Origin of the sequence: Lentisphaera profundi, from assembly GCF_028728065.1 — a bacterium.
In the GTDB taxonomy this organism is placed as follows: Bacteria; Verrucomicrobiota; Lentisphaeria; order Lentisphaerales; family Lentisphaeraceae; genus Lentisphaera; species Lentisphaera profundi.
Window position 1 is genome coordinate 1,483,944 of record NZ_CP117812.1, and the last position, 24,837, is coordinate 1,508,780.

19 protein-coding genes are annotated in these 24,837 nt (G+C 38.4%); 7 read left to right on the forward strand and 12 right to left on the reverse strand.

Annotated elements, in window-relative coordinates; all coding sequences use genetic code 11:
- Positions 1 to 49: 49 nt before the first annotated feature.
- Together PQO03_RS17235 and PQO03_RS17240 are read right to left on the reverse strand one after the other, a co-directional pair.
- The gene (locus PQO03_RS17235; protein WP_274152048.1) at positions 50 to 757 is read right to left on the reverse strand and encodes a type II secretion system protein; all 708 of its coding nucleotides are present in this window, start codon (positions 755 to 757) and stop codon (positions 50 to 52) included.
- Positions 758 to 978: 221 nt separating this feature from the next.
- Positions 979 to 1,782: a carboxylesterase family protein gene (locus tag PQO03_RS17240; RefSeq protein ID WP_274152050.1), complete on the reverse strand. Its 804-nt coding sequence runs from the start codon at positions 1,780 to 1,782 to the stop codon at positions 979 to 981.
- 374 nt (positions 1,783 to 2,156) lie between these two features.
- Here PQO03_RS17240 and PQO03_RS17245 point away from each other — a divergent pair, with 374 nt between their 5' ends.
- Positions 2,157 to 2,492 carry a hypothetical protein gene (locus PQO03_RS17245; RefSeq protein ID WP_274152051.1) on the forward strand — a complete coding sequence of 112 codons (336 nt, stop codon included), beginning with the start codon at positions 2,157 to 2,159 and terminating at the stop codon, positions 2,490 to 2,492.
- 63 nt (positions 2,493 to 2,555) lie between these two features.
- Here the strand turns inward: PQO03_RS17245 and PQO03_RS17250 are convergent, their stop codons facing one another.
- The 6 genes from PQO03_RS17250 to kdsB form a co-directional block, all read right to left on the reverse strand.
- A complete protein-coding gene (locus PQO03_RS17250) occupies positions 2,556 to 4,634 on the reverse strand; it encodes a serine/threonine protein kinase (RefSeq protein ID WP_274152053.1) in 2,079 nt (692 codons plus the stop codon).
- The gene (locus PQO03_RS17255; RefSeq protein WP_274152055.1) at positions 4,618 to 5,196 is read right to left on the reverse strand and encodes an RNA polymerase sigma factor; all 579 of its coding nucleotides are present in this window, start codon (positions 5,194 to 5,196) and stop codon (positions 4,618 to 4,620) included. Before PQO03_RS17255 ends, PQO03_RS17250 begins: the two co-directional genes overlap by 17 nt.
- Before the next feature lie 79 nt (positions 5,197 to 5,275).
- Positions 5,276 to 6,001 carry an LPS export ABC transporter ATP-binding protein gene (gene lptB, locus PQO03_RS17260; RefSeq protein WP_274152057.1) on the reverse strand — a complete coding sequence of 242 codons (726 nt, stop codon included), beginning with the start codon at positions 5,999 to 6,001 and terminating at the stop codon, positions 5,276 to 5,278.
- On the reverse strand, positions 6,002 to 6,649 hold the full coding sequence (locus tag PQO03_RS17265) for an LptA/OstA family protein (RefSeq protein ID WP_274152058.1): 648 nt from the start codon (positions 6,647 to 6,649) through the stop codon (positions 6,002 to 6,004).
- Positions 6,646 to 7,059, reverse strand: coding sequence for an LptA/OstA family protein (locus PQO03_RS17270; RefSeq protein ID WP_274152059.1), 414 nt, complete (start codon positions 7,057 to 7,059; stop codon positions 6,646 to 6,648). Before PQO03_RS17270 ends, PQO03_RS17265 begins: the two co-directional genes overlap by 4 nt.
- Entirely contained in the window at positions 7,056 to 7,793 is a 738-nt protein-coding gene (gene kdsB / locus PQO03_RS17275; RefSeq protein ID WP_274152061.1) for a 3-deoxy-manno-octulosonate cytidylyltransferase, read from the reverse strand. The genes PQO03_RS17270 and kdsB overlap by 4 nt, the downstream gene beginning before the upstream one ends.
- A gap of 129 nt (positions 7,794 to 7,922) precedes the next feature.
- On the opposite strand from kdsB, the gene PQO03_RS17280 reads away from it, so the two are divergent.
- From PQO03_RS17280 to sfsA, 3 genes are read left to right on the forward strand one after another with little or no spacing between them, the layout of a single operon-like run.
- A complete protein-coding gene (locus PQO03_RS17280) occupies positions 7,923 to 8,447 on the forward strand; it encodes a hypothetical protein (RefSeq protein ID WP_274152063.1) in 525 nt (174 codons plus the stop codon).
- Positions 8,444 to 9,115: a 16S rRNA (guanine(527)-N(7))-methyltransferase RsmG gene (gene rsmG, locus PQO03_RS17285; RefSeq protein ID WP_274152065.1), complete on the forward strand. Its 672-nt coding sequence runs from the start codon at positions 8,444 to 8,446 to the stop codon at positions 9,113 to 9,115. The genes PQO03_RS17280 and rsmG overlap by 4 nt, the downstream gene beginning before the upstream one ends.
- Entirely contained in the window at positions 9,112 to 9,804 is a 693-nt protein-coding gene (sfsA, locus tag PQO03_RS17290) for a DNA/RNA nuclease SfsA (RefSeq protein WP_274152067.1), read from the forward strand. The genes rsmG and sfsA overlap by 4 nt, the downstream gene beginning before the upstream one ends.
- On the opposite strand, the gene PQO03_RS17295 is transcribed toward sfsA, so the two are convergent.
- The 3 genes from PQO03_RS17295 to PQO03_RS17305 form a co-directional block, all read right to left on the reverse strand.
- On the reverse strand, positions 9,801 to 13,040 hold the full coding sequence (locus PQO03_RS17295) for a DUF1588 domain-containing protein (protein ID WP_274152069.1): 3,240 nt from the start codon (positions 13,038 to 13,040) through the stop codon (positions 9,801 to 9,803). The two genes, sfsA and PQO03_RS17295, sit on opposite strands and share 4 nt — an antisense overlap.
- 1 nt (position 13,041) lies before the next feature.
- The gene (locus PQO03_RS17300) at positions 13,042 to 14,259 is read right to left on the reverse strand and encodes a DUF1552 domain-containing protein (protein WP_274152071.1); all 1,218 of its coding nucleotides are present in this window, start codon (positions 14,257 to 14,259) and stop codon (positions 13,042 to 13,044) included.
- Between the two features lie 611 nt (positions 14,260 to 14,870).
- Positions 14,871 to 16,361, reverse strand: a complete 1,491-nt coding sequence (locus tag PQO03_RS17305) for a phosphomannomutase (protein ID WP_274152073.1) — start codon at positions 16,359 to 16,361, stop codon at positions 14,871 to 14,873.
- Positions 16,362 to 16,617: 256 nt separating this feature from the next.
- On the opposite strand from PQO03_RS17305, the gene PQO03_RS17310 reads away from it, so the two are divergent.
- From PQO03_RS17310 to PQO03_RS17320, 3 genes are read left to right on the forward strand one after another with little or no spacing between them, the layout of a single operon-like run.
- Positions 16,618 to 19,074 (forward strand): hypothetical protein, encoded by a 2,457-nt coding sequence (locus PQO03_RS17310; RefSeq protein WP_274152075.1) that lies wholly within the window; start codon positions 16,618 to 16,620, stop codon positions 19,072 to 19,074.
- Positions 19,075 to 19,130: 56 nt separating this feature from the next.
- Positions 19,131 to 19,733, forward strand: a complete 603-nt coding sequence (locus tag PQO03_RS17315) for an RNA polymerase sigma factor (protein WP_274152076.1) — start codon at positions 19,131 to 19,133, stop codon at positions 19,731 to 19,733.
- 6 nt (positions 19,734 to 19,739) lie between these two features.
- The gene (locus PQO03_RS17320) at positions 19,740 to 21,761 is read left to right on the forward strand and encodes a protein kinase domain-containing protein (protein ID WP_274152078.1); all 2,022 of its coding nucleotides are present in this window, start codon (positions 19,740 to 19,742) and stop codon (positions 21,759 to 21,761) included.
- Positions 21,762 to 21,809: 48 nt separating this feature from the next.
- On the opposite strand, the gene PQO03_RS17325 is transcribed toward PQO03_RS17320, so the two are convergent.
- Positions 21,810 to 24,812, reverse strand: coding sequence for a glycoside hydrolase family 2 TIM barrel-domain containing protein (locus PQO03_RS17325; protein ID WP_274152079.1), 3,003 nt, complete (start codon positions 24,810 to 24,812; stop codon positions 21,810 to 21,812).
- Positions 24,813 to 24,837 lie beyond the last annotated feature (25 nt).

Below are 24,837 nucleotides of genomic sequence, written 5' to 3' on the forward strand. Positions count from 1 at the left end.
ATTTATTGTAATTTTGATAAAATCATATTTCATCTTAGATAAACTCTTTTTAAGGAGCTATTTTTGATAACCATAAATAATTGCCATTCGCCTTAGTCGTTGGCATATATTTAATCTCTCCATGACCATCACCTAAGATCACCGGATTACGAAAACCATTATCATGATGATTAGGATCAGCACCGTTAGCGATAGTATCTGTCACCCAATTTAATCCTGCATTCCCTGCCATATAAGCTTGGCCCGGATTGCCAACATATATGGCCTCTTTCGCCATTTCGTTAAGAATTATTGTTTGCGATGGATCTGATAACGCGTCTACTTGAAGCGATGGAGCGTCTCCTGCTTCTCTCTGAAAAATAATAGCATGTCCACCCTCGTTATAAGAGTTTACTTGATAAGTGCGTGCTCCTCTATCTCCAGTCCTCTCCATATCATCTAAGGGACAGTGAAAAATCTTAAAACCTCCTCTGTCCGTTGGATTAGCTTCCGCTTTTTCTGTATCACTTAATTCTATTCCGAGATAATCAGAAATGTTATCACCCCAGGTTATATTTCCATTCGTAGCGGGGGAGTAATAAGCATCATTATCCAGTGTATACATAAAGCTTGCCGTTTGGAGTTGTCTCATGTTACTTAAGCTAAGGGCTACTTGTGATGTTTTACGGGCTTTTCCTAATGCCGGTAGAACCATTGAAGCTAGAATTCCTATAATGGCGATAACAACAAGTAGTTCAATTAAAGTAAATTTTTTCATTTTTAATTTCCGTCTTGGTTTAATCTATACCTTATAAAAACACTTTGTCGTAAAAGGTTAACAGTTAATGAATAATTATTTCAAATGAATTCTAAGAAAGTGAGTATGTATAGAAAATGAGTTACACCCTGATGAGCTGTTTTTCATAAAGTAAGAGCTTAATTCTATAGAAAATAAGAGTCGCTTATCATTTAATACATAATTCAACAGCCAAATACTATCTAGTTTAGGCTTTTACCTGTAGCTTTAGTTTGGCTAAAAAGCCAAGGAATTAATTCTGCTGTATTCCATGCTGGTTTTGATGAACCATGACCCACTCCTGGGAATTCGGTGTAAATCCAATTTTCATTCCCAAGCGCTTTCATTTTTTTATCCATTTGCCTAGATGCCGAAAAAGGAACTACGGTATCTTTATCACCATGAAAACACCAAATAGGTAGGTGAGCAAGGTTTTGTGCTTGACTCAAATCACCAGCGCCACAAACGGGAATAGCCGCAGCAAATAAATGCGGACGTCGCATAATGATATCCCAAGTGCCATACCCTCCCATAGATTGTCCCGTTGCGTAAATTCGATTTCCGTCAATCGCAAATTCTTCTCGTACAGATTCAATAATTTCTAGTACTAAAGCAATAGGCTCAGAGATTTCTACTTTATCAATAGAGTAAGTACCTTTGCCCCATGGAGTGTTTGCCCATTGTTTCTTGGAAGGACACTGAGGTGTAATAATAAAAGCTGGATACTTTTTACGGATAGCGGGATCCGATAAAAATGTAAAGGCATCAATGGCACGACTTTTATTGTCTGTACCTCGACCCCAGGCACCGTGAAGTGCCACAATGAGTGGGTACTGTTTTTCAGGATCATAATTATCTGGTTTCACTATCCTGTAAGGAAGCGATCCTATTTCACTTTTAAATACACGAGCTTCAATTATTGCGTCGTCCGCAAAGCTGCCTAATGAGATGCAAGATAATAGCGCTAAGATAAAAACCTTATTAAGGCAGTTATATATATGTTTCATTGATTTTATTCCTTATAAAATAGTTCTACTGAAAGACAATGGTTTACGCTCTTAAATGACATTTTCCTACTGTCTTAATTCAATCTATATAACACCTTAGTCATGACAAAGGTTAACAATTCATCTGAAAAACTTACTAAAAACGTTAACCGTAGTATGCCCTTATATACTAGAAAATTATCAAACTATTCTTGAGAGCCACTTCATTATACGAATATTATACAGTCTCTTTAATATCATATGGTTGAGCATGTAGACATGATTTATCTAAAACTCAACAGATATAAATATGAATGCTGTTAACTATTCCTAAACACATGTGTTACTAGGAATAATAAGCAGAATATATCCCCTAAATAAATACGGAGCCACAAATGAAAAAGCTAACTTTTGTACTCATCATTCTCTTCATCTCTCTTATAAGTGTACAAGCTAAAGACACCGCCATTAACACAAAAGAGAGAGTCGAGCTCACAGGAAGTCTAAATACTGAAAAAAATATTATATTTCTATCTACACACAAAGGTGAAAAATACCGAATTATTGATATTGAATACCTCACTAAGTCAAAAATAGCCATGGGAGAAGGTCTCACTCTCACAGCAATTTTAGGAATAAGTAAAAATGGAATTTACATCCAGACAATCTTTGGACATAAAAAAATATCTGATTCGAATAAGGATATATCATCAAAAAAAATATTTATTTAAATGAAGCTAAAAGCCTTCCGAGTAAGAAAAAATGTGACGCTAATTAATCATCTATGAAATGATTTATTGGACGACAACAGTAAGCCCTACTCTTAAATGGGATAATTGCTTATCAGTAAATTGACCCTTCCCAACTATCAGAGTCTTTACATACTTATTTTTGAGCAGTACCAAATTTTTGACTGGGGTATTGCGGATATCTAATTCTTCGATCTGAAGTTCATCAAGTTGTGAAAGGTTTCCTATGCCAGTGGAACTCAGATCTAAAACACGAGGGTTGAGTGTTTTAATGAGGGACATAAAGCTATTCTCTTTTCTTTTTCCAAGAAGTGAAAAATGCTTAGTTTCTAAAGCTAAAATATTTAAATATGCACCACTAAGAATCAGTTTACGATCTTCAACAAAATACTCCATCTGACTTGAATCCCACTGGGGATTATAGAGTGAAATAAAACGCCTGACCACTTCACTATGTTTACTTAAAGATGAGCGAATATAAGAATCATAACGCAACATAATCAGCATTTGGGCCTCATACTTTTTACCAAAACCTGATAAATCATCTAATAAACTATTTAAATCGTAGGTTCGTAATGGTTTTCCCGGTTCCGATTGAAAGGCGTACTTATTTGCGAGTTCTATAAAATTATTATCTGCCCGATTATTCATTGCGTAATCGACCTTAGCAGACATGAAATTTTGCATGAGGAAATGAACATAGGCACGTTGGTTATAGGCCCAATTAAAGGATGACTGCTCTTCAATAAGACGATTGAGATAACTCAGTGCCATCTTAAAGCCATTCCGTGAATCATCATAAATAAGACGATCGGTATACTTATAAACTTCTCGCTTAATCAAGTGAAAGTTTTCATCTATGAAGTCACTACTCCACTCTTTTTCTCCTTGATAAAGACTGAGAATTCGATTGGCTCGATCTTTTTCTTGTATCGCTTCTTGCCTATTTTTTTCGCTTAACTCACGGGCTTCTTCCGCCTTGCGACGACTATCCTGTAAGCTATCAATGAAATAAATAGTGAAAATAATAATAATAAATAATGATGTGAGTGCGCTTAAGCAAACGTTTTTATTCCTTCTATAAAATAATTTAAGCTCACGAAAAAAATCGGCTTCTTCTGCTTGAGTCGAATAACCTTCCAAGTACTTTTTGATTTCGGCACTCAATTCCAATACCGAACTATAACGATCTTCCACTTTAAGTGCCGTGGATTTGAGAACAACGGCATCTAAACTTGCTGGGATATTTTTTTTCGGAAATTTTCTCAGTGGTGAAAGTACGCCTTCATTCACCGTTTTATCAATAACTTGCTCTACAGATTCGGCTTCAATAGAATTGGCATCAGTTAAAATAAAATAAAGAACACAGCCTAAGGAATAAATGTCTGAGAATTGATTAATTTCACTTTTTTTGTTAATTTGCTCAGGAGACATAAAGCCAGGTGTCCCCTTTATATTTCCTGTAAGAGTCAAATGATTCAATAAATCCGGATTCAGTAATAAAGGTCCTATTTCGCCCCCTACTTCTTGGCCGTTCACCACTTTGCCTAAACCCCAGTCACAGACTACAACCTCACCAAATGTTCCTACCTGTATATTGCTGGGTTTCAGATCTAAGTGGACGACGCCTTGCTCATGAGCGTAGGCAATAGCATCGCATATTTTTTGAAAAACTTCTAAACGCTGAGTTAGGCTGGGCTTCGGAGATTGCTCCATGAAGGTCCGTAAAGTTTCTCCTCTTTGGAGTTCCATTGTAAAGTATGGTACTTCGCCATCGACTCCCATATCGAAAATACTAATAATATTAGGATGCTCTAATAAGGCCGTTAAACGGGCTTCACGAATAAAGGAGTCGTAAAGATCCGTAGGAGCATCTTCATGTAGGCGAGCCATCGCTATATAACGATTACTGCGTAGGTCCAAAACTTTGCCAATACATTTCATTCCACCCTTGGCTATTAATTCAAATTCACCATAGTGTTCTGTAAGTTCTGACAAAGTGCAGAAAATGGGGGCAATTGTAGTGAGATCATCGACATGATCTTGCTTAGCCAGATCAAGCAATGACCGCATCTGGCCTAGCATGTCTGAACTTAAATCTTCTGAATCAGTCTGAATACTCATGAATCAGCCTTTTAATTTCCTCAACACAACGACTTTTAACTCGGCTCTTCAAAACTTTCACAGAATCAATTTTTATTTCAGTTTTTTCGCTAATTTGGTGATGAGAGTTGCCTTCTAAGCTCAGCTTAAAAACTTCAATGGCTTGACCTGAAAAAACACTTTCTAGATTTTTCAGGGCCGTTTGGAGAATGAAATTTTCCCATTCCTTTTCGATTATCTCATCAATATGAGGCTCGTCAATTATAATCGGTTCTTCAGCAGTAAATTCTAATTTTTTATTTTTATTTGATCTAAAGTAATTTAATACTTCATTGCGCGCGACAGTTGAAAGCCAACTGCGGAATTTGCCTTTACTATTGTCATATTTGGGAAGTGACTTCCATAAGTGCATAGTAATTCGCTGATAAAGATCATCAATATCATTGACGTTAATATTCATCTTACGAAGAAGGAAATAAATAAAGTTTCTATAAAACTCTAAAAATTCTTCCCAGGCTTTAAGGTCATCTCCATCACAGGCTCGCATTAATAAAGATTGGCGTGTTATGTAATTATCACTCACTATTTACCTTTATTTACAATTGAAATAAGTACTTCAAGCCATCCCTCCAAATAAAAACTACCATGAAGGTATAAGCAAATTAAATCTCGAAATCTGAACCTAAATATATCTCGCAAGCTTTTTTATCTGTCACTAAGAATTCACTCGTGCCTTCACATAGAAGTTCGCCTTTATTCATGATATAACCATAGTCAACGATCGAAAGCATATCGCGAACAGAATGGTCAGTAATGAGAATCGAGATACCACGATCTTTTAAACGACGTATGATTTTCTGAACTTCACTTACAGCGATGGGATCAACTCCCGCAAAAGGTTCATCTAGCATCAGAAAACTTGGGTTTGTCACTAAAGCACGAGCAATCTCTAAACGGCGACGTTCACCACCAGAAAGAGTGACTGCAGCCTGATCGGCAACTTTTTCTAAGCCCAATTCATCAATTAGATTATGCATGCGTTTAACGCGCTCAGCCTTATCTAATTTTAGCATTTCAAGAATGGCCATGATATTGTCTTTCACGCTAAGTCGTCTAAAAACAGAAGGTTCTTGAGCGAGGTAGCCCATGCCCATACGAGCACGTTTATACATCGGGAGCTTAGTTACATTTTCACCATTAAAGAGTACTTTCCCTTCTTCTGGACGTACAAGTCCCACTACCATATAAAAAGAAGTGGTTTTACCTGCACCATTAGGCCCAAGTAAGCCAACAATTTGACCTCTTTCTACATTGAAAGAAACGCCTTTTACAACACGTTTTTTCTTATATTCTTTGACCAAGCCTTCAGCTTTTATAATGTAATCCATTTATTTAGCCTTCTCTAGGCTATTATCACTTTCAATTGTAATAGGTCCCGACTCGATGGTTTCACTATCGCGATGAATAACAAAATGATCAGATTTCATTTTCTGTCCATCTTCTGAAATCAAAATGGGATTGCCTGTGAGAGTAATGGTTTGGTCTTTGAGTAAGTAGACGGCTTTGTCTGAGGTCGCCGTATTAGGTGATTGACGGATTTTTACATTGTCAATAGCGACAATTTTTTCAATTCCACCCTTAGTCGCTGGTGTTGCTTTTTGTTTCGCAGTCGCCTCGGTCGCTTTTATTGCTTTCGAATAAAAGATATGCATTTCATCACATTCTAAATAAAAATCGCCATCTTCTACAACGACATTGCGCTTAAAAATAGCTATGCCTTTTTTACTGTTGTAGCTCGAAGATGAGGCTTGAATACGCAAGGGAACTTTTTTCACTTCGGGTTTTTTAGCGCCTGTCGTATCTTTTTCGCCTTCTTTAGCGCCTGTCGTATCTTTTTCGCCTTCTTTAGATTTAAGTGTTTCTTTGTCACTTAGCGGTTTCTCTAGCTTTGAATCTTGTTCTACTGACTTTATGGCTTCAGTTTCTTGGGCACTTAATACCATCGCGAACAGTAGAACGATTAAAAATTGTTTCATTTCTTTGTCTCTTTCTTTTTCTCTTGTTTACTTACTTTAAAAACAGCTTTGACTTGACTGCGAATTCTTATATTTTGATCATTAACCGCAACATCATAACCCACACCATCAATTTTACCTTCATTAAAAGTAATACTTACTTTCTCAGTCGATTTAATTTTTTGTGCGCCTTGATCATATAAGCAACTGGGGCTTTTAATCAAAATTGGCGTTCCTTTTTTCTGATAGATATTCAAAGTATACTTAGTTAATTTAATATCTTGACCATAAAAGCGTGCTTCATCTGCCAATAGATCCATTTTCTTAAATCCTGTTTCGTCAACATCGGAATAACGAGCATTTTTTATCTTTAATTGTGTTTCAGCCTGAACTGAAAACAAAAATAATACCATCAGAAAAATAAACTTCATGAATTTTGTACCTTCAATAATTGTTCAACTTTTGCCACATCCTCGGGAGTATCCACACCGACACTTTCACGATCACTTATGGCTACGAGTATCTTCTCACCATGTTCCAAAACACGTAGTTGTTCAAGTGATTCTATTTTTTCTAAGCTGCCTTGTGGCCAAGTAATAAAATCAAAAAGTAGTTTGCGACGGTAAGCATAAATCCCCCAATGAAGATAAATACTATCACCTTCTTCTGGCTGATTACGACTAAATGGAATTGCGCAACGAGAAAAATAAAGCGCTTGTTGATGATTATCTAAGACTACTTTTACATTATTTGGATTTGTATATTGCTCACTAGAAAAATCTTTTTTTACGGCCACGGTTCCCATATTCACTTCAGGGGACGCCAACATACGATCCACGAGTTCATCTATAACTTCTGTTGGCAATAAGGGCTCATCACCTTGTAGGTTAATAATAAGCTCACAATCAATCCCTTGCACTGCTTCAGCAATTCTATCTGTCCCAGTGGGATGATCACTCCTAGTCATGACTACCTCGCCGCCAAATGCTTTGACGCAATCAAATATTTGCTGATTATCGGTCGCAACAATGACTTTATCTACTTTAGAAGCAGCCGCTTTTTCATAAGTCCATTGAATCATAGGTCGCCCAGAAATCAGGGCTAGAGGTTTCCCCGGGAAACGTGTACTTCCATATCTTGCGGGAATTACGGCTACTATTGTCATGTTCTTCCTGGTTTTCTAAGGCAGTTTTTGTATATAAAAGCGTCAATGTATCCTGAATCTCTTATTTTTCACTTGTCTTTTAGGCCGATGTGGGCAGATTGTGCTTACTAAACCACCTAGGAAAACTTAATGACTTTGCAAATAACTGCACTACTAATATCTCTCTGCTTAATTGCTCCCAGCCTTTTACTTTTTTTTGCGAAGAATGAAAAAGTGAAAAATATGCCTCGTGAGCGCATCATCGGTAGCATCTTAACTCTAGCTTCATTTGCTTGGGCTGGACTACAAGGATACACCTTGCTTAAAGAAGATTTCACCTCTATTGCTCGTATCCTGCCCTATGCTGTCCCTATTGTAGCCATCGCTAGTTGTGCATTTATGGACTATCTATTTACTCGTGGTCTAGGCTTCGCCCTCTGTTTACTTAGTACACAATACCTCAATCAGCTTTTTGCTGCAGATCCAAGTGCTCGCCAACTGGCTTCAATCGCAGGATATATTGCGATCATCACAGGCATGTTTTTAGTTGGTCAGCCCTGGATACTCCGTAAAGGCATAGAAATTTGTCGCGAGCAAGATAAATGGCGTAAAATAATCCCATCCGCATTTATCGCCTCAGCATTAATCATTGTTATCATCCCTTTCTCTTCATGATTAACCTTCAAGAAAGTGATGCTCCGCTAGCAGAGCTCAATATTAAGCTCCCCCAGGGTTTTTCTGAGAAAGCCGAAGAAATCTATCAAGTTGTGACCAAGATTAATGAAACTCATAATCTAACCCGTATAACTTCACTTGAAGACTTCAAGATTCGCCATTTGATTGATAGCATTAGCTCCATTGGCTACTACCCCGAATTGGCCACTGATGCCATTAAAATCCTCGACCTCGGTTGCGGTGGTGGCTTCCCCTGTATTCCTCTTGCCGCTTATAATCCAAAACTCGATATCACCGGATTGGATTCAGAAGGCATGAAAGTTAAATGTGTGGCTCAAGCTGCAAAAGAACTTGGTCTAGATAATTTAAAAACTATCCATGCTAGAGGACGAGAACTCGCTATTAAAGAAGAACACAAAGCGAGTTACGACCTCGTTACGGCTCGAGCGGTGGCCACTGCCGATAAACTCATTAAAGAATGTCGACAATTCCTCAAGCCTAAAGGTCGCATTCTACTCTATAAAACTCCTGATGCTATTAAAAAAGAAGATAAGCTCACTCAACGGGAAGCCAAAAAATATAAATTTGATATCGAGCTGAGTCCTATCTTCACTCTACCTAATGATGCTGGCGAACGTCAGTTCATTGTTTTTCATTCACAAAGATGACTTTTGAATCTGACTTAATCCCCGGAAAACTCATTAAACGCTGGAAACGCTTCCTCTCTGAAATAGAACTGGAAACGGGCGAAATAGTCAGAGCTCACTGTCCCAATTCTGGTCGTATGACTCAATGCATGGAAACGGGTGCTCCCGTACTTATTAGATTTGTCGATGACCCAAAGCGCAAACTCAAGTATACCTGGGAACTTGTACATACCGGCAGCCACTGGGTGTGCATTAACACCATGCGGGCTAACCAAGTTATCAAGGAAGCCTTAATCAATAAAGCCCTGCCTGAATTTGCTAAGTACGCAAAGATTCAGCCCGAATATAAAGTCGGAAAATCACGGATAGATTTTTTTCTAGAAAATGATGATGAAAAATGCTTTATTGAAGTTAAGTCGGTAAGCTACATCGAGGGTGATCAATGCTGCTTTCCCGATGCCCCTACAAGCCGTGGACTGAAGCACCTTCATGAACTGATGGAACTTAAAAAAGAAGGTCATCGTGCGGTGATGCTTTTTCTCACCATGTCAGATCAGCCAAAATATTTTAAGCCCGCTACACATGTTGACCCCGCATATGCACAGGCTTTAAAGGACGCGGCTCTCGCAGGTGTAGAAATATTAGTCTACACCTGCCATAGCTCAGCAGAATCAATGACTCTTGCGAGTAAGATCCCCTACTCTCTCTAATTCAAAAAATACTGCTTGATTATGGCCGTATATAAATCGGCGACACGGTAGCCATCTTTTTCACATTCAGTAATAATTCTATCCAATTTTGATTCATCTTGAACGCCAGGTTCACGACCAAACATATAGGAAATTAATTTTTTACTAAAAGCTCTCGCAGTCGCTTTTTCATATTTAACTAAATAATCTTTGAGCTCTACAAGATCATTAATCCTTTGATTATTAATTTTAACTGGATCTTTAACATAATGGTTATTATCTCCGCCAATTGAGTCAAAACGATCCATAATAATGGCTAAGGAATCCATCTTTTTATGACAACTATTACAAGCAGGATCTTGTGCGTGTACCGCTAAACGTTCTCGTAGCGTCTTAGCATTTTGGTCTGATACAAATAACTCTACATCAACATTAGGAGGACTTGGCAAAGGGGAGTCAAGTATATTTTCAGAAATCCATGCTGCTCGGCGTAAAGGCAAAGGATCAACTCCATTGCCGGTAGAAGTCAGAAAGGCTCCCATGCCTAGAATCCCACCACGGTTCTCATCAGTCATTTCTTGTTGTGAAAAATCAAATTCTGAAACAACTGGCGCTACATCTCTGCCTCTAAGTTTAGCCCAACCAACACCATTATAGAAATCGACTAAATCAGGATTTAGCATGGCATAATCAGCTTTCACTATTTCTCTAATAGGTCGATTATTTTTAAACAGATTTTCTACAAAGAGTTCCGCTTCGACCCGAAAAGCATCTTCAAAATTCTTGGCATAATAAGTGCTAAAGCTTTCTTCGTCTGGCAAATTATTTTTGATCTCTCCCAACTTCAACCATTGATATGTAAAAGGCGAAATGAATCGACGAAAATTAGGACTCTTGACTAACCACTCACCCAAGAGCTCGGGCTTACGCAGTTTTTTTGCTTGCATGAAGCGTTTTTTAAATTCATTATCAGGCGCCGTTTTTAAAAGTGCATAAGAGCTAAAACGCATGAAGTCTTCTGTCGTCTTAGGTTTATTATCGACAATGAGAAATTGTGGAGATAAAAAGAACATCATTAATGCATTGCGGTAGGCGTCTTCGTATTCAAGTTTATCCACTTGAAAATCTTTAAAGATATATTGATAAATAATGTTATTTTTGATTCCCAATAAGCTGTGAAGAGTCTTGAATTTATCTCCTACTTGAGAAACACCAATATGCTTCTTTCTTTGTTCTTCATCAAATGATAAGGGGTGAATCTGTACATTGTACGGTCCCTCAATACGAACCTTTTTGAGACGAAGCATAGGGAAATCATATTTTATCGTACGAAAATATTTTGCTCCCATTTCTTCCCTTGCTTTTAAATCAGCTTCCTCGCCATATTTAAAATAAGCTAGTTTGCTTGCTAAATTCGACTCATTTGGATAATCAATATCTAAAGTAAAGCCAATGGCTGCACGGCGTTTCAAAGTGAATTCTATCGCATATTCACCCGCTGAAGAGACTTCCACTGACTCAAGATACTGAGTTGTCGCGTAAGCATCGCCCACACCTGGAGGAGCAATAAAAAATTTAATGGGTAAACCATAGGTATCTTCCCCTATGCGTTGCTTCCACTCTTTGAAAGTATCAACCAGGTCCTCACCATATTTTTTCTCTGTGATTTTTGAAAGATCCATATTCATGGCTTCTCCGTGGAATCGCAAAGTATAAGTCCCTGGGGGTAAACTTTTTTTCAGGATTTCACTGACAACTGCCGTATTTTCATCTGCTTTAACTTTTCTTGATTGCTTAGCTGTTTGCTTCTTCTCATCTAAATTTTTATAAGTCACTAAATCAATTCGATTTTGCCAATTCCAGCGTAAGTCAAGGTAGTTCTTACCATTAACTGAGGTGTGCACATTTCGAGTCAAACTAGGTTTCAAATTCAATTTATCTATTTGAGGTTTCAGTCCCACAAAACTTTTCAAAACGTCATACATAATATGATAATACTGCGCTAAATAATAAGGGCTCAGAACCTGTCTTTGATGTGTATAAAATATTTTTTCTGAATAGGCTGTATGCAATGAATCAAATGGATTGTAAGTACCTGTATTGAAATCGAATAAATCGACCATGGTATTTTCTATTTCAAAAGGTGTTAACACACGAGTATTTGCAGTTTCTTTTAAATTTTCATGCATGAGTTTTATAGAACTCAGCAACAATTCTTTTTCTTCATTTTCTAAAGGTTCCGCATCTTCTTCCGGCGGCATTTCTCCCTTATTAATGCTGCGATAGACTTTTGCCCATGCGCGCGTATTGAGTGATTTGGAATTCATCAAAGTTACTAGATTAAATTCACCCTCAATTTCTTTGCCTTTTTCTCCATGACATGAGATACAATTATCTTTTAAAACTTGATTGAAGCTATAGTGCGTAAGTTCTCCAGTAAAAAGTTCTTCAACTTCTTCTGGTTCTGGTTCCACAACTTCTTCTGGCTCCACCTCAACAATAATTTCTTTCTTGACAATTCGTTTTGGTTTTGGTTTTGGTTTTGGTTTTTCTTTCTCTTTCGGTTCTTCCACTTTATTACGCTCAGCTATATCAGCCTGCTGTTTTTTTACGTAATCTATAATAGGTCTATGGAAATAGGCTAAGGAGCCTACGATAAGTATGAGCGCCACTAATGCCTTCGGAAAAGGCTTCTTTTTTTGTACTCTAGGAACCTTTGTAGGAATCTTAAGTTTGGGTTTCTTAGATCCAGAATTCGTTTTTTGTCTTTTGGCTTGAGTCTTTGTTTTTAAAGATGGTTTTGACTTTGGCTCTACTTGATTTTCTTTATCAGTGTTTGACTGATCATCTTTCAAAGTGATTTTTGGCTCATCTTTAATAACTTTGGATTTACCTTCCCAAGGCTTTAAATTCTGTGAAGATTTTAATACTTTTAATTGTTCAAGGTCTTCTACTTCAGGAACAAGTTCGACTGCTGCGGCCACTTCACTAAGTTCACTTTCGATTTCTTGAAGTTCTTCTGTACTTGCTTCTTGTTGAAATTCAGCATTATTTTTTATAAGCCTTTGTTCAATCTCACTAAGCTCATTCAAAACCTCATTCATTAAGTCACTAGCATTTGGCTCTGAAAGTTCACCAGTACTAATTTTTTCTTCGAGAATTTCTAACTCAGCAAGTTTAACTCTAAGTGCTTCTTTATCTTCTGCACTCATACTCAAGACCATGTCTGTTGCTTCACTACTATTATCTTCGCTCATCTTAGGCTCCGAAAAGAACAGGAACTACGTCCTTGTTGCCATTAAAAGTAATATTGCTAAAGCCACTTTGTTTGAGTACACTCGAAAATAATTGTGATGATGTGTATTTCACTTCTTTACCCTTTTCATCTACGGAACACTTGAGGTAATTCTGATGTTTAAAACCTCCACCAAACAAGAAAGCCGCACCGTTTTTATTGCTGTGTGCACTGGCATCCGCCATACCGCTGTGAAATAAGACTATCGTATCGTCAAGTAAACCACCCTCTTTTAACTTACGGACGAAATCACGTAAACCACCTAAGACTTTATTATCTATAATCTCTAGTTCATAAATTCTTTCAGGATAACCACCATGGTGACTTAAGGTGTGATAGCCATGAGTGATCCCTTCTAAATTCCTTGTTAAGCCACCACCAAATTGCAGCACTGCTAGCTTAGTTTGTTCTTGTTCTAAAGCATCATAGACAAGTTGATAATTGTGATGACAAGAAGGCAAAGGCGAGGCTTCTGCGTTTTCCGCAAAACCTTTCTTTAGGTAAGGTTTCTTTACTTTCAGCCACTTTTCACGCTCATTAAGAACTTCAATCTGATAGGCTACAGAAGCTTTCAAATCGACTTCCTGAGGAGATCCTTTCCAATAACGACGTAAATTCCGTGCTAAAGTTTCTAAGATATCTCTTTCCCGTTTTATATAGGCTTTATCTTTATTGAGATCGGTTTTTGAAAAAACCTGTTCGTGAAATGCATTGAGTCCACGTGTTGGTGGCATTGGTTGAGCAAACTGATTCCATGACACAAAATCACCTTTGTTCACTTGATGATAAAGTAATTTATTTCTCGTTTCTTGAATTGACCCACTGGCTAAACGCTGATCTAAGCTAATGAATTGACGCTCTGGATAATGACTGCGATGATCATAACGCATACCTGTAAAAGTTGCGGGTTGAACTTCATGCCCGCCACCCATACCTGGCTCGGAAATCCCCTGTAAAAAGGTCATATCATCTTTGAATTCTGAAAAGTACTCAGTCATATACTTACAGCTAGCGCCACCTTCCCGGTGGTTACCTGCATACATGCCTAAATCTAGACAAACAAGGACTACGTTCTTTTTTAGCTTCACACGAGGGCTAATAGGTTTTGAAGCGGCCAATGCTTGGCCCGGAACTGCCAAGCCCATGGCTGAAAGTTTTAGTAAATTTCTTCTATCAATCATTTTTACCCCTAGATCATTGTCAACTCAAGCAACTTTTGCTTATTAAAAAAGATATCATATTGTTTATATCCACTGAACCTCAAGAGTTGACAGCAAATTAAATAATATGACTTCAAAGACTAAATAACACACAGGAGAAGTGAATGTGACTGGGAATTGAAAAATAATAATAATTCTACAATCTCCCTGTGAAATAATCATACTTTACTTAAGATCTACCTTCTTTAAACTTACTGATTAGTCAGTTTTTCAATTCAACTTATAAGTCCTGATACGATGATTAGTATAACTGCTTTTAACTATATATTAATTATGAAAACTGAATGCTTTATTAACCATAACGAAACGTTTTCTGTGAATCCTCCCCCTATTATTCACGAGCTGATTTGATCCCCTATTTTAAAAAATCACATAATCTCAACCCTTAAGAATCCCTTGGATTTCATAGATAACATCAATAAATGCCATCGTTGGCATTTGTTGATACTACAGCGATATCATTATTAATACAAATCATACTTATTTAATTAATCTGAATTCCGTGATGGACTGTCATCCATAGTTACAAGTCACCAATCATCACACTAATAGTCAAGGATTCTACCTAATAATTAACGCCAGTCACTCATGATCTCGATACAAAGCTCATTGAGCTCCAAGGCTCGTTTTTCACTTGATGCTTCATTATAACAACGCAATTCAGGTGCATTTCCCGAAGGACGTAAATGAATAATTTCTAAATTCTCAAAACTAATGCGAATACCATCGGTTGTATCTATCGCTTCCACTGCTCCGCAAAGCTCACCAAATACAGCTTCAATTTTGTTTGCATTATCCGCAAATTTACTTTCTACAAAAGTGGCTAACTTAGCTTTTGATTGCTCTGTAGGGAATTCTTTTATTCGATTGGAAATTGTATAACGCTCAGGAAGAGTTTTCACCAATCCCGAAACGCTTAAGCCTCGTTTTTTAGCCTCAAGTAAAATAGAAATATGAAGAATCACGGCATCGCGTGTTGGCAGTGCAGCTAGTGCCTTGCCTTCTTCTACAAGTGCTGAATTTGTCAAGAAACCTCCGTTGGCCTCATAACCTACAACCATTTTCCCACCTGAGGCGGATGCTTCTTTCATTGATGCGATAACATAAGGGCTACCAATTTGTGTCCGACTCACTTTTTTAAATGATTGGCATAGTTCCACTGCAGAATTACAACTCACGGGAGTCGCTACTACATCTGCACCTAAATGTTGTGCTGTGAGAATCCCGGCTACATCGCCACGTAACCAATGACCTTTTTCATCAGAAATTAGCGGACGATCGGAATCTCCATCAGTAGAAAGTAGCGCATCATATCCTCCATTTTTACACCAGTCTAGAGCAAGTTCACAATCTTCGGGTCGAATCGCTTCCGTATCAACAGGGATAAATTTAGTACTGCGACCTAAGCCCCTTACATTTGCACCAAGAGCTGAATAAATTCTTTTAAGTGTATCACGTCCCACCGCAGAATGTTCGTAGACACCAAGGTTCAAGCCTGCCAAGGCTTGCTCATCATAGAAATCTGTATAGCGCTGGATATAAATATCCTCTGCAGCTTGATAAGGTTTTTCAAGTTCGTATGCAGTGCTAAAAAAACCATTTTCTTTACAAAGGCCTTCGGGGATACTTACATTCTGACGGCGAATACCTTGTTCATCTTCTTTTAATATTTCGCCTACGGGAGTGTTGTATTTTATGCCATTGCGATCATCTGGAATATGTGAACCGGTGACCATTACTGAAGGAATCGAATTTAAGATACCATAATACGCAATAGCTGGAGCTGGAATCTCACCACAATAAAGAGGACTATAACCTTTATCTTCAATAGCTTTTGCGACGGCCGCACAAATCCTGGGTGAGGATGGACGCAAGTCCCCTGCTATGGCCACTTGGCATGCCGGATCTATATTATTACTCTCTTCCAAGTGCTGTAAAAAAGCGACTGTATAAGCATAGCAAACTTCATCAGTCATCTTATCTGCTAAACCACGAGCACCAGAAGTGCCAAACTTCACACCACTAAGTTCCATCAGTTCTTCAATATTGTAAATTTTAGTCATCAAGCCTACCCTCAAATAAATATATAATAAATGACTAAAACGCACAAAATGAAAAAATACGTGGATTAAAGCCTTAAAAAATGTTCTAGAAAGTATGCTTGTTTTTTTATATAATCCAATTTATCCCGTAAAGTCATAAACAATCATTTCTGTAAAATTACTAATTTGTCTATTTTTCTCCGTTTATTGTAGCACAAAGGCTATCTTATTTGTTTCTTAATAAAACTCTTTTTCAAATTTATATGGATACAAGCCCATGACTCTAAGACCATTATTAGGCCTTTTTGCCTTTTCACTTTTCTTTACTGCTTGTGATCAAGCAAACTCCTCACATGCCAAGGAACTTAATAAATCACCCCTTGCGATCTCTTTAGCTGAAAAATCCTTTAAGCAACATCGCGATTTTAGTTTGAGTTACTGGGCAGATAAAATCACCGCCGATAAACCTAAGTTCGTAATTGAGAGTAATTACTTTCATTCCGAAATTTCTACAAAGACTTTAAGTATTGCCACTCTTGAATGGCGCGATGGTTCAGTTGATCGACATTCCCGTCAGGCTAAGACAAATCAAGTCAGCGCTATACCTTTTAGTATTAATCAAATCATCAATGGTAAAAGTCATAAACTACTCGGTTTTCAAGATAACAAGCGTTTGGAAAATTGTGCTCTCATCGAAAATGGACGTTTCTTTCAACGTCGAGTTCTTTCGCAATTACTTTGGCAAGACCTTAAAAATCAAGAAGAGAACTATTACGAAATTTCTGCCTGGCCTGACCACGTTCAATTCCACCTCGATCTTCCACAAGCTCAAGCTATTAATTGGGAAATTGATTTACAGGCTTATGCAGATGTAAAAATCATCAATAACACAAACCTTAGTTTTAGTACTTCCAAGGGCAAAAAATTCCGACTAAGTACCAATGCACAAAAATTAAAACGCGTCGGCAAAAAAATATTTTTCGAATTCCATTCTTCTAAAGCTAGTATTCGTTTCATACCCAATTCGAGCCAAAATAATGACTCACTCTCTAAGGAGATTACTATCACTGCACAGCAAACTCTGCCTAAAGCCAATGTCGTGCCTGTGAAATTCAATGAGAACTTACAGGCCTTTCAATTTGATCTTGACCATATTAATACCAAGCATTTACCTGAGGAACAAAATAAACGCCAAGAACTCATCAAATTTCAAGTATCAAATAAGTCCGCTCAAGCCAAACAGGTGAAACTTGTTTTTAGTAAAAAAGGAAGCGTTGGACCTATAACTGGAATATCTTCTATTTTGCGTGATGCTGATGGCACTCCGAACGGTACACATATCCAGCTTTCTAAAAACTGGCATAAAGGCAGTAAACATAAATTTGAAGGGGCATGGTTCCGTGGCTTTACTTTACTTACGGTCCCAGCAAAAAGTACTCTCGACCTGCAATACCTAAGTGTCAATGGCTTTTTCGGGAACCTTCCTGCGGCTTCTCATAATCAATTAGCACTGCCTGGTTACCAATCCAAACGCTACCATCTCTGGGAACAATCAGCCCTTGGTGCTTGGGGCGAATCCATTTGTTATGACCCTAACCACGGTCTTGCTAGTGCTATCACTGACGTACGTCCTCTCATGGTAAGATCTATGTCTCCTATGAACAAAAAATGGTCTTGGACTAATAATGTCGGTGGCGGAGAATTTTTCTCTGTTTATAAAAATGGTAAAGCGACACCACTCAAACATATCAAAGTAAAAGTCGATCATAAGCGCAATTGCCCTGTGCTTACTGAAGTCACTTACGCAAGTGAACTCGAAGATGGCTCCGCTGAGCTCTCTTATACCGCATCTCTCTCTCGTACCGATGATATGGTTCGTGGGATTTATAATATTGACTACATCATTAAAAAAGACATAAGCTTTGATCGTCTCGTACTCTTTCAAGTAGGAGCAGATAACTACAACTATACCCATGAAAATGAATTTGCGGTAGGGCACGGAAAAACAATGACAAAAACTTGGGCTACTGCTCCAGGTGGAAATCAGTATAAAAGCCCTGCTTTAAAATTAGACAAAGCTAATTCTTGGGTTTCTCTACATAAATCTGATCCTATGAAGGAAGGCGCCAGCGCTAATCGTGGAATCATTATTCGCTCATGGAAAGCTTCTATCCATGGTTCTACTCAAGCTCCATGGGCGATTGAACGAAGTCTCGATTTGGGTAGAAGAAAAACCTCTATTTGCGATATAATTCTCGATCCAAAAATCAAAATTCTCAAAGCGGGAGATCGTATCACTGCCTGTATCGAAATGATAGTTACTCCCCAGTTTGCCAATGATTATTATGGGCCCAATGAAAAACTTCACCAAGCTTTAAAAATCAATCAAAATACTTGGAAAATGATTGCTCGCGATGCTGCTGAGAACGATCTTCAAGCAAAAATAATAAAAGGCTCAATCATTCGTCAACGCCCCCTGAAAATTGCGGTCGATCAAAAACAAGCAGAATTCACTCTCAAGGGTGGTTTAGCTTATCAGCCCGTGACCTTTACTCAACTTGGTGAATATAAAAAGGCTCTTCTAGAAATCAAAACTGCCTCAGGCTGGAAAAAAGTTCCTCAATCTGAATTTCTCCAAAATGACTATAATCCCAAGACCAAACGATGGGAGATTACTTATAGTCTCGATTTAAATGATCCTGCACCTAAACATTTTCGTTTTTCACTTCCTTAAGCATTGTAAGTAAGTTTCTTAAGTATTAAATTCCGCTTAATTAGGAGTCCCTTAATATGAGTACCGATTACAACACCAGAGAAACTTTGTTGCAAAAACTTCAGAAGGCAGAAGATGAGCATTCTTGGGATGACTTTGTAAAGTACTACGAAGGCTATATTTACGTGGTAATCCGTAGTTTCGGGGTTGATATCAATACCAGTGAAGACCTGCTCCAGGACGTACTTATCAAAGTCTGGAAAGCCTTGCCAAAATTTGAATATCACAATGAAAAATGTCGCTTTCGCACTTGGTTATGTGTACTCATTCGCAATACCACATACAACTTCTTCAAATCAAAAGCTAATAGACAAAGCAATAGTAATGTCAGCTATGATGATCTCCTCAGTTCCCTTAATCTCATTTCTGAACCTGAGATTGATAAAATTGCTGAATTAGAATGGAAGAGCTACGTATCCAACCTCGCTTGGGAGAATGTAAAGGATGGTTTTTCTGATGCCGCTCGCCAAGTTTTTGAATCATCCATCATCGGTGAATCCAACGATACTATAGCCGCAAAATTTAATATCCCTGAAAGTAGTGTGCGAGTCCATAGATCACGTATAAAAAAAGTTCTTATCAAGGAAATTGCTCGCCTCAACATAGAATTAGGCGGCTAAAAAAACATGCCCAGAAAGGAAGAGCAATTTAACAAAAATCTCGCTTCATTTTTTGATGAAGTTAGTGATCTTGACGCCACTCCGCTAAGCGACATCATCCTCTCCAATAAAGAGCGGTATTATGATTTCAACTTCTATTGTGAAGGCGGGCTCAAAAAAATCTACCGCTGCAAAGACCGCAAAACAGGCCGCGAAGTGGCCATGGCTTCCCTCAAGGATGAACTTAGCGATGCCCGCAAAGAATCTTTTTTTCGCGAGGCCCGCCTCAGTGCTTCTCTTCAGCATCCTAATATTGTTCCCGTTTACGATATCGGCATCAAAGATGACTCTCCTTGGTTCACCATGAAATTCATTTCAGGTCAATCCCTTGACGAGCTTATTAAGCAAGAGCCTCCACTAAGTCAGAAACTAGATATTTTTATCAGAATTTGTGATGCCATCGCCTATGCTCATTCAAGGGGTATCATCCACCTCGATTTAAAACCTGACAATATTCGTATCAGTGAATACGGTAATGTTGTCGTCGTCGATTGGGGATTGGGACAAATCATGGCGTCAGACTGCGATGAAGAGCTCCTAGAGTGTTACTCTTTTAACTCCCATGACTTAGATACCATGACGGTTGATGGCAATATCAAGGGAACACCAGGTTATATGGCTCCTGAACAAACAAGCCTAATAAAAAATAAAAAAGCTCCCCATACAGATATTTTTTCTTTGGGCTGCATTCTTTACACCTTGCTTACAGCAAAGAAACCCTTCACAGGTAGTGACTTAAATGATGTCATTAAAAAAACGGCTGAATGCACCTTTGATGCTCCTTCTAAACGTCGACCAGAGCTCGAGATACCTGCCCCTCTAGAAGCCGTTTGCCTCAAAGCCATGTCCGCTAATCCAACTGATCGTTATCAAAGTGTGACCGAACTTCAAAAAGAAATCCTCAAATACCGCGACGGTTTTGCGACCGCCGCAGAAAATGCCAGCCTATTAAAATTACTGCAACTCTGGTTTAGACGACACAAATCTCTTTCTATCGTATCCATTCTTGCTCTTTTACTGAGTATGGCGGCTATTATTGCGGTCATGAATAACCTCAAGCTTGCGGAAATCAATGCGCTACAACTCGCTGAAAAATTGCGTATTGAAAAAGATTATGCTATCAAAATAAATAAAGAATCCGCTCCTCGTTTCTTAGCGCGGGCCGAGTATGCTTTCCGCATTTTTAACTTTGAGGACACCGCAAACTTTGCTGACAGTGCCGTTGAACTCGATCCCTCATTAAAAGATGCTTGGCGCCTCAAAGGTGAGTTACATTTCATTGCTCAGGAATTCAACTCCGCACTTGAAGCTTTCTCCAAAAGCAATGTCAACCCCGCGCTAATACAAGTCTGTAAAAAATACTCCCTGATAAAAAACAAAGATTCGGATCATCTGAAACTATCTCAGTATCTAGCGCTTTTCCAGGATTGTATCAAAGAAAAACTCAAAGCTCAAGTCGCGGGTCTGATGCATAAAATGGCTTATTCTGATTTATCCATAGATGATCGAATTAATTTCTGCAAAGGAATTATTAGTGTCCACAACAAACTGATGACCATACACTTTAAATACGATAAACAGACAAAAACTCTTGATATGTCAAATAATCCAGAAATAATTACCGCCCTGGCTATTCAAAACTTTCCCTGTGAAATAGCTAACCTCTCCTATACCTCTATATCTAATCTTATCTGCTTCAGAGCTCAACCCTTAGAAGAGCTCAATATTAGTAATACCAAAGTTGTAGAACTCCATAGTCTAGATAATAATGGGCTTCGCAAACTCAATATTTCGCATACTTCTATCCCTAATCTCACCCGTCTTCACGGCTCTCAAATTGAAGAACTCGACATAAGTCACACTAATGTTCAAAATCTGACTTTCGTTCCCGAAATGCCCAAACTAAAGCGTTTAACTGTCCACAAGGGTCAATTCCCAGAGAGTGAAATCTCTAGACTTCCAAAGACGATCAATTTAACGATAAAATAGCTGAATTTCTTCAATTTTGGGAACGCTGAGCACCAGCTCGTCCTTAGCTCAAAACCCTATGGATTCTTGTGTATATGTAAAACGGTAATATTTCGCTTCGACACAGTACTCTGGTCGTGTTTGTGGACCGCAACTACCCGAACCTACTCCCCGCTGCACGAGATCTAAATTAAGGTAGTAATAATCCTTATCTTCTACTTTGCTGAGATCGCAAGTATGATATGAATGATAGAGTTCTTCATCGGACCAAGGACATACACTGAATTCAAAATTGCCTTTAAAAACCAAGCTCTCTTGACCATCGCTTAATTTCAAATATTTGACACCACTCTTATTGCCATGAGACTGAGGTAGAATATAGGGCACGTAATGATCTAAAACTCGATTTTTATAAAGCGAAAAACGCGCACCATAATCACGGTCTACATAATTTTCGTGGGGACCTAAGCCTAACCATTGTACGCCTTGAAAAATTTTCGGGATTTTATACTTCAGCCCAACACGTGCCAAGCTAGGAAGCTTTTGAGGAAGCATAAATTCGTGCGAAAAATTCAGTTCATTATCTATCAATATTTCGTGACTTATCTCATGATTTCTTGCCATGTATTTTCGCTTAATAAGAAGTGATTCATTCTCAAACTCATGACTTTCACTCATTAACTTCAAATCGTGTAAGCCTGACTCACGCCATTTATTACCCGGCTTATGATCTTGTCCCGTCCAGGCACGTATCGCGTCATTATCCGTTCCTGCTCGATAAAGATTGAGTTCGGGGAGCAATACTTCTTGATCACCATGGAAAACTTTAAGCCCATCCATTTCTTGAACGCGTAATTGAGCCACTCTTGAGTTTATATTCTCTTCTTTAATAACTTGATCGGCATCAATGAAAAACTGACTCCAAGTAAGCTCATGGCCCGCATCATGCCAAGTGCCCTTTTTAATATAAGAAAAGGAGAAGTTAACTGTTAGTATTTGTGTTTCACCTGCTGTGACTGGCTTCATTTCTATAGCATAATCTAAACTTTCTTTAGCTTCAATTACTAAATCATCTTCTTGCCCTTCTTGTATGATTTTACCATCTAGTTCTAAAGTCCAATGAAGTCGAATATTATTAAAATCACTAAAGTATTGATCATTTATGATATGGTATTTTTCCCTAGAAATTTGTTCGACTAAAATTGGTTCCGCACATTTCTTGAATTCATACATGGCAGGTTTCGGAGTCCTATCAGGCCAAACCATCCCATTAATACAAAAATCAAAATCATGAAATTCTTCGCCATAATCACCGCCATAAGTCCAGTATTTCTCCCCGTCTTTGTCATATTCTGCAAGCCCTTGATCCACCCAGTCCCAAATAAATCCACCTTGCAAGCCATCGACTTCACGAAAAGCCTTCCAGTAATCTTTTAAGGAGCCGTTGCTATTGCCCATGGCGTGATTGTATTCACAAGTAATATAAGGCCGCGGATCATCTTGACGATCTTTTGCCCAATCCAACATATCTTCCACTTCTGGATACATGGGTCCAAATGTATCGGTCGCCATCCCATGTTTTGCAGTATGATCAGGCAATCCTTGAGACCATTCCGCATGAACCGCTCCTTCACAATGAACCAAGCGGCTTGAGTCTATGCCCCTTAAATAGCCCAAAGCCATATCGTGATTGGGTCCGTAACCGGATTCATTGCCCGTTGACCATTGATAAATACAGGCGTGATTTTTATGCGAATGAAACATCCTCATGACACGATTTAAAAATGCTGGCGCATACTGAGGATCACGACAAATAGTATCGTAATCCTTATGAGCTTCAATATTGGCCTCATCCATAATGTAAAGACCATACTCATTGCACAGTTCATACCAAAGATCCGGCTGAGGATAATGCGCATTGCGTACCGCATTAAAATTAAACTGCTTTAGTAGTCTTATGTCCTTAATCATAGTCTCGCGACTGACTACTTTCCCCGAGTACTCATCATGCTCATGACGATTCACACCCTTGATCAACACCGCTTGGCCATTGATCAGTAGCTCCTGATTTTTGACCTCCACTCTTTTGAAACCAATTTTACTGCGTACGCAATCAATTAAATCTCCTGCTCTACTTTCTAAGCTCGCAACTACTGTATATTGATAAGGATTTTCGGCATTCCAACTTATCAGCTCTTCTAGCTCTGCATCAAGATCGATAATATGATAGGGGTAAATCGTTTCTCCATCTTCAGTTTTTTCGTACTCTCTAAAATGCTTCGGGCTCAGACGACAAAACTTATGAGATTTCCAAATCGATGACGCTTTTGCATCAAAGAGCTCCACATTAATTTTATAGGCATCCAAATCTCGCTTTACTGAACCTAAACGCAACTGACACTTTAAGCTCGCACTCTTGAGATCTTCATTGAGCTGAGCTCTTGCAAACATATCTTCAATAAATTGTAGTGGACTCGAATAAAGAAAAACATCGCGAAAGATCCCTGCCATACGCCAGTGATCTTGATCCTCAATATATGACCCATCAGACCAGCGAATTACTTTGACATGTAAATCATTATCTCCCTGCTTTAGGAAATCCGTCAAGTCAAATTCCACTGGCGTTCTCGAGCCCTTACTCATTCCTACTTCTTCGCCATTAAGATAGAGATAAAACATGCTTTCCACACCCGCAAAATGAATGATGCTTCTACGCTCGGGCCAAATATTTTTTATTTTTCGATGATAAATTCCCGTAGGATTTTTTTCTGGAACTTTTGGATAACTTTCATCAAAAGGCATCTGCACATTGGTATAAATGGGTAAATCTTTAAATCCTTGACGTGTCCAACAAGAAGGCACCTCAATCTTATCCCAATTTTTCACATCTAAACAAGCGCTTAATGGTGACTCAAAAAGTTTAAAATCCCACTGCCCATTAAGTGATTTCTTGTAGCTAGAATCCTGTACTGACAAGGCCTCAGGAAGAGTATCAAAAGAATACAATGGTGCACGTGGTGAAAGTGTACTATATGAAACTAACTGTGGATTCTCCCAAGGATTAATCGCCATTCTCATTACCTATATATTGTTTTTG

Coding starts and splice junctions, on each gene's coding strand:
- PQO03_RS17235 (WP_274152048.1), bottom strand. CDS start 757: ATGAAAAAATTTACTTTAATTGAACTACTTGTTGTTATCGCCATTATA.
- PQO03_RS17240 (WP_274152050.1), bottom strand. CDS start 1,782: ATGAAACATATATATAACTGCCTTAATAAGGTTTTTATCTTAGCGCTA.
- PQO03_RS17245 (WP_274152051.1), top strand. CDS start 2,157: ATGAAAAAGCTAACTTTTGTACTCATCATTCTCTTCATCTCTCTTATA.
- PQO03_RS17250 (WP_274152053.1), bottom strand. CDS start 4,634: ATGAGTATTCAGACTGATTCAGAAGATTTAAGTTCAGACATGCTAGGC.
- lptB (WP_274152057.1), bottom strand. CDS start 6,001: ATGGATTACATTATAAAAGCTGAAGGCTTGGTCAAAGAATATAAGAAA.
- PQO03_RS17265 (WP_274152058.1), bottom strand. CDS start 6,649: ATGAAACAATTTTTAATCGTTCTACTGTTCGCGATGGTATTAAGTGCC.
- PQO03_RS17270 (WP_274152059.1), bottom strand. CDS start 7,059: ATGAAGTTTATTTTTCTGATGGTATTATTTTTGTTTTCAGTTCAGGCT.
- kdsB (WP_274152061.1), bottom strand. CDS start 7,793: ATGACAATAGTAGCCGTAATTCCCGCAAGATATGGAAGTACACGTTTC.
- PQO03_RS17280 (WP_274152063.1), top strand. CDS start 7,923: ATGACTTTGCAAATAACTGCACTACTAATATCTCTCTGCTTAATTGCT.
- rsmG (WP_274152065.1), top strand. CDS start 8,444: ATGATTAACCTTCAAGAAAGTGATGCTCCGCTAGCAGAGCTCAATATT.
- sfsA (WP_274152067.1), top strand. CDS start 9,112: ATGACTTTTGAATCTGACTTAATCCCCGGAAAACTCATTAAACGCTGG.
- PQO03_RS17295 (WP_274152069.1), bottom strand. CDS start 13,040: ATGAGCGAAGATAATAGTAGTGAAGCAACAGACATGGTCTTGAGTATG.
- PQO03_RS17300 (WP_274152071.1), bottom strand. CDS start 14,259: ATGATTGATAGAAGAAATTTACTAAAACTTTCAGCCATGGGCTTGGCA.
- PQO03_RS17305 (WP_274152073.1), bottom strand. CDS start 16,361: ATGACTAAAATTTACAATATTGAAGAACTGATGGAACTTAGTGGTGTG.
- PQO03_RS17310 (WP_274152075.1), top strand. CDS start 16,618: ATGACTCTAAGACCATTATTAGGCCTTTTTGCCTTTTCACTTTTCTTT.
- PQO03_RS17315 (WP_274152076.1), top strand. CDS start 19,131: ATGAGTACCGATTACAACACCAGAGAAACTTTGTTGCAAAAACTTCAG.
- PQO03_RS17320 (WP_274152078.1), top strand. CDS start 19,740: ATGCCCAGAAAGGAAGAGCAATTTAACAAAAATCTCGCTTCATTTTTT.
- PQO03_RS17325 (WP_274152079.1), bottom strand. CDS start 24,812: ATGGCGATTAATCCTTGGGAGAATCCACAGTTAGTTTCATATAGTACA.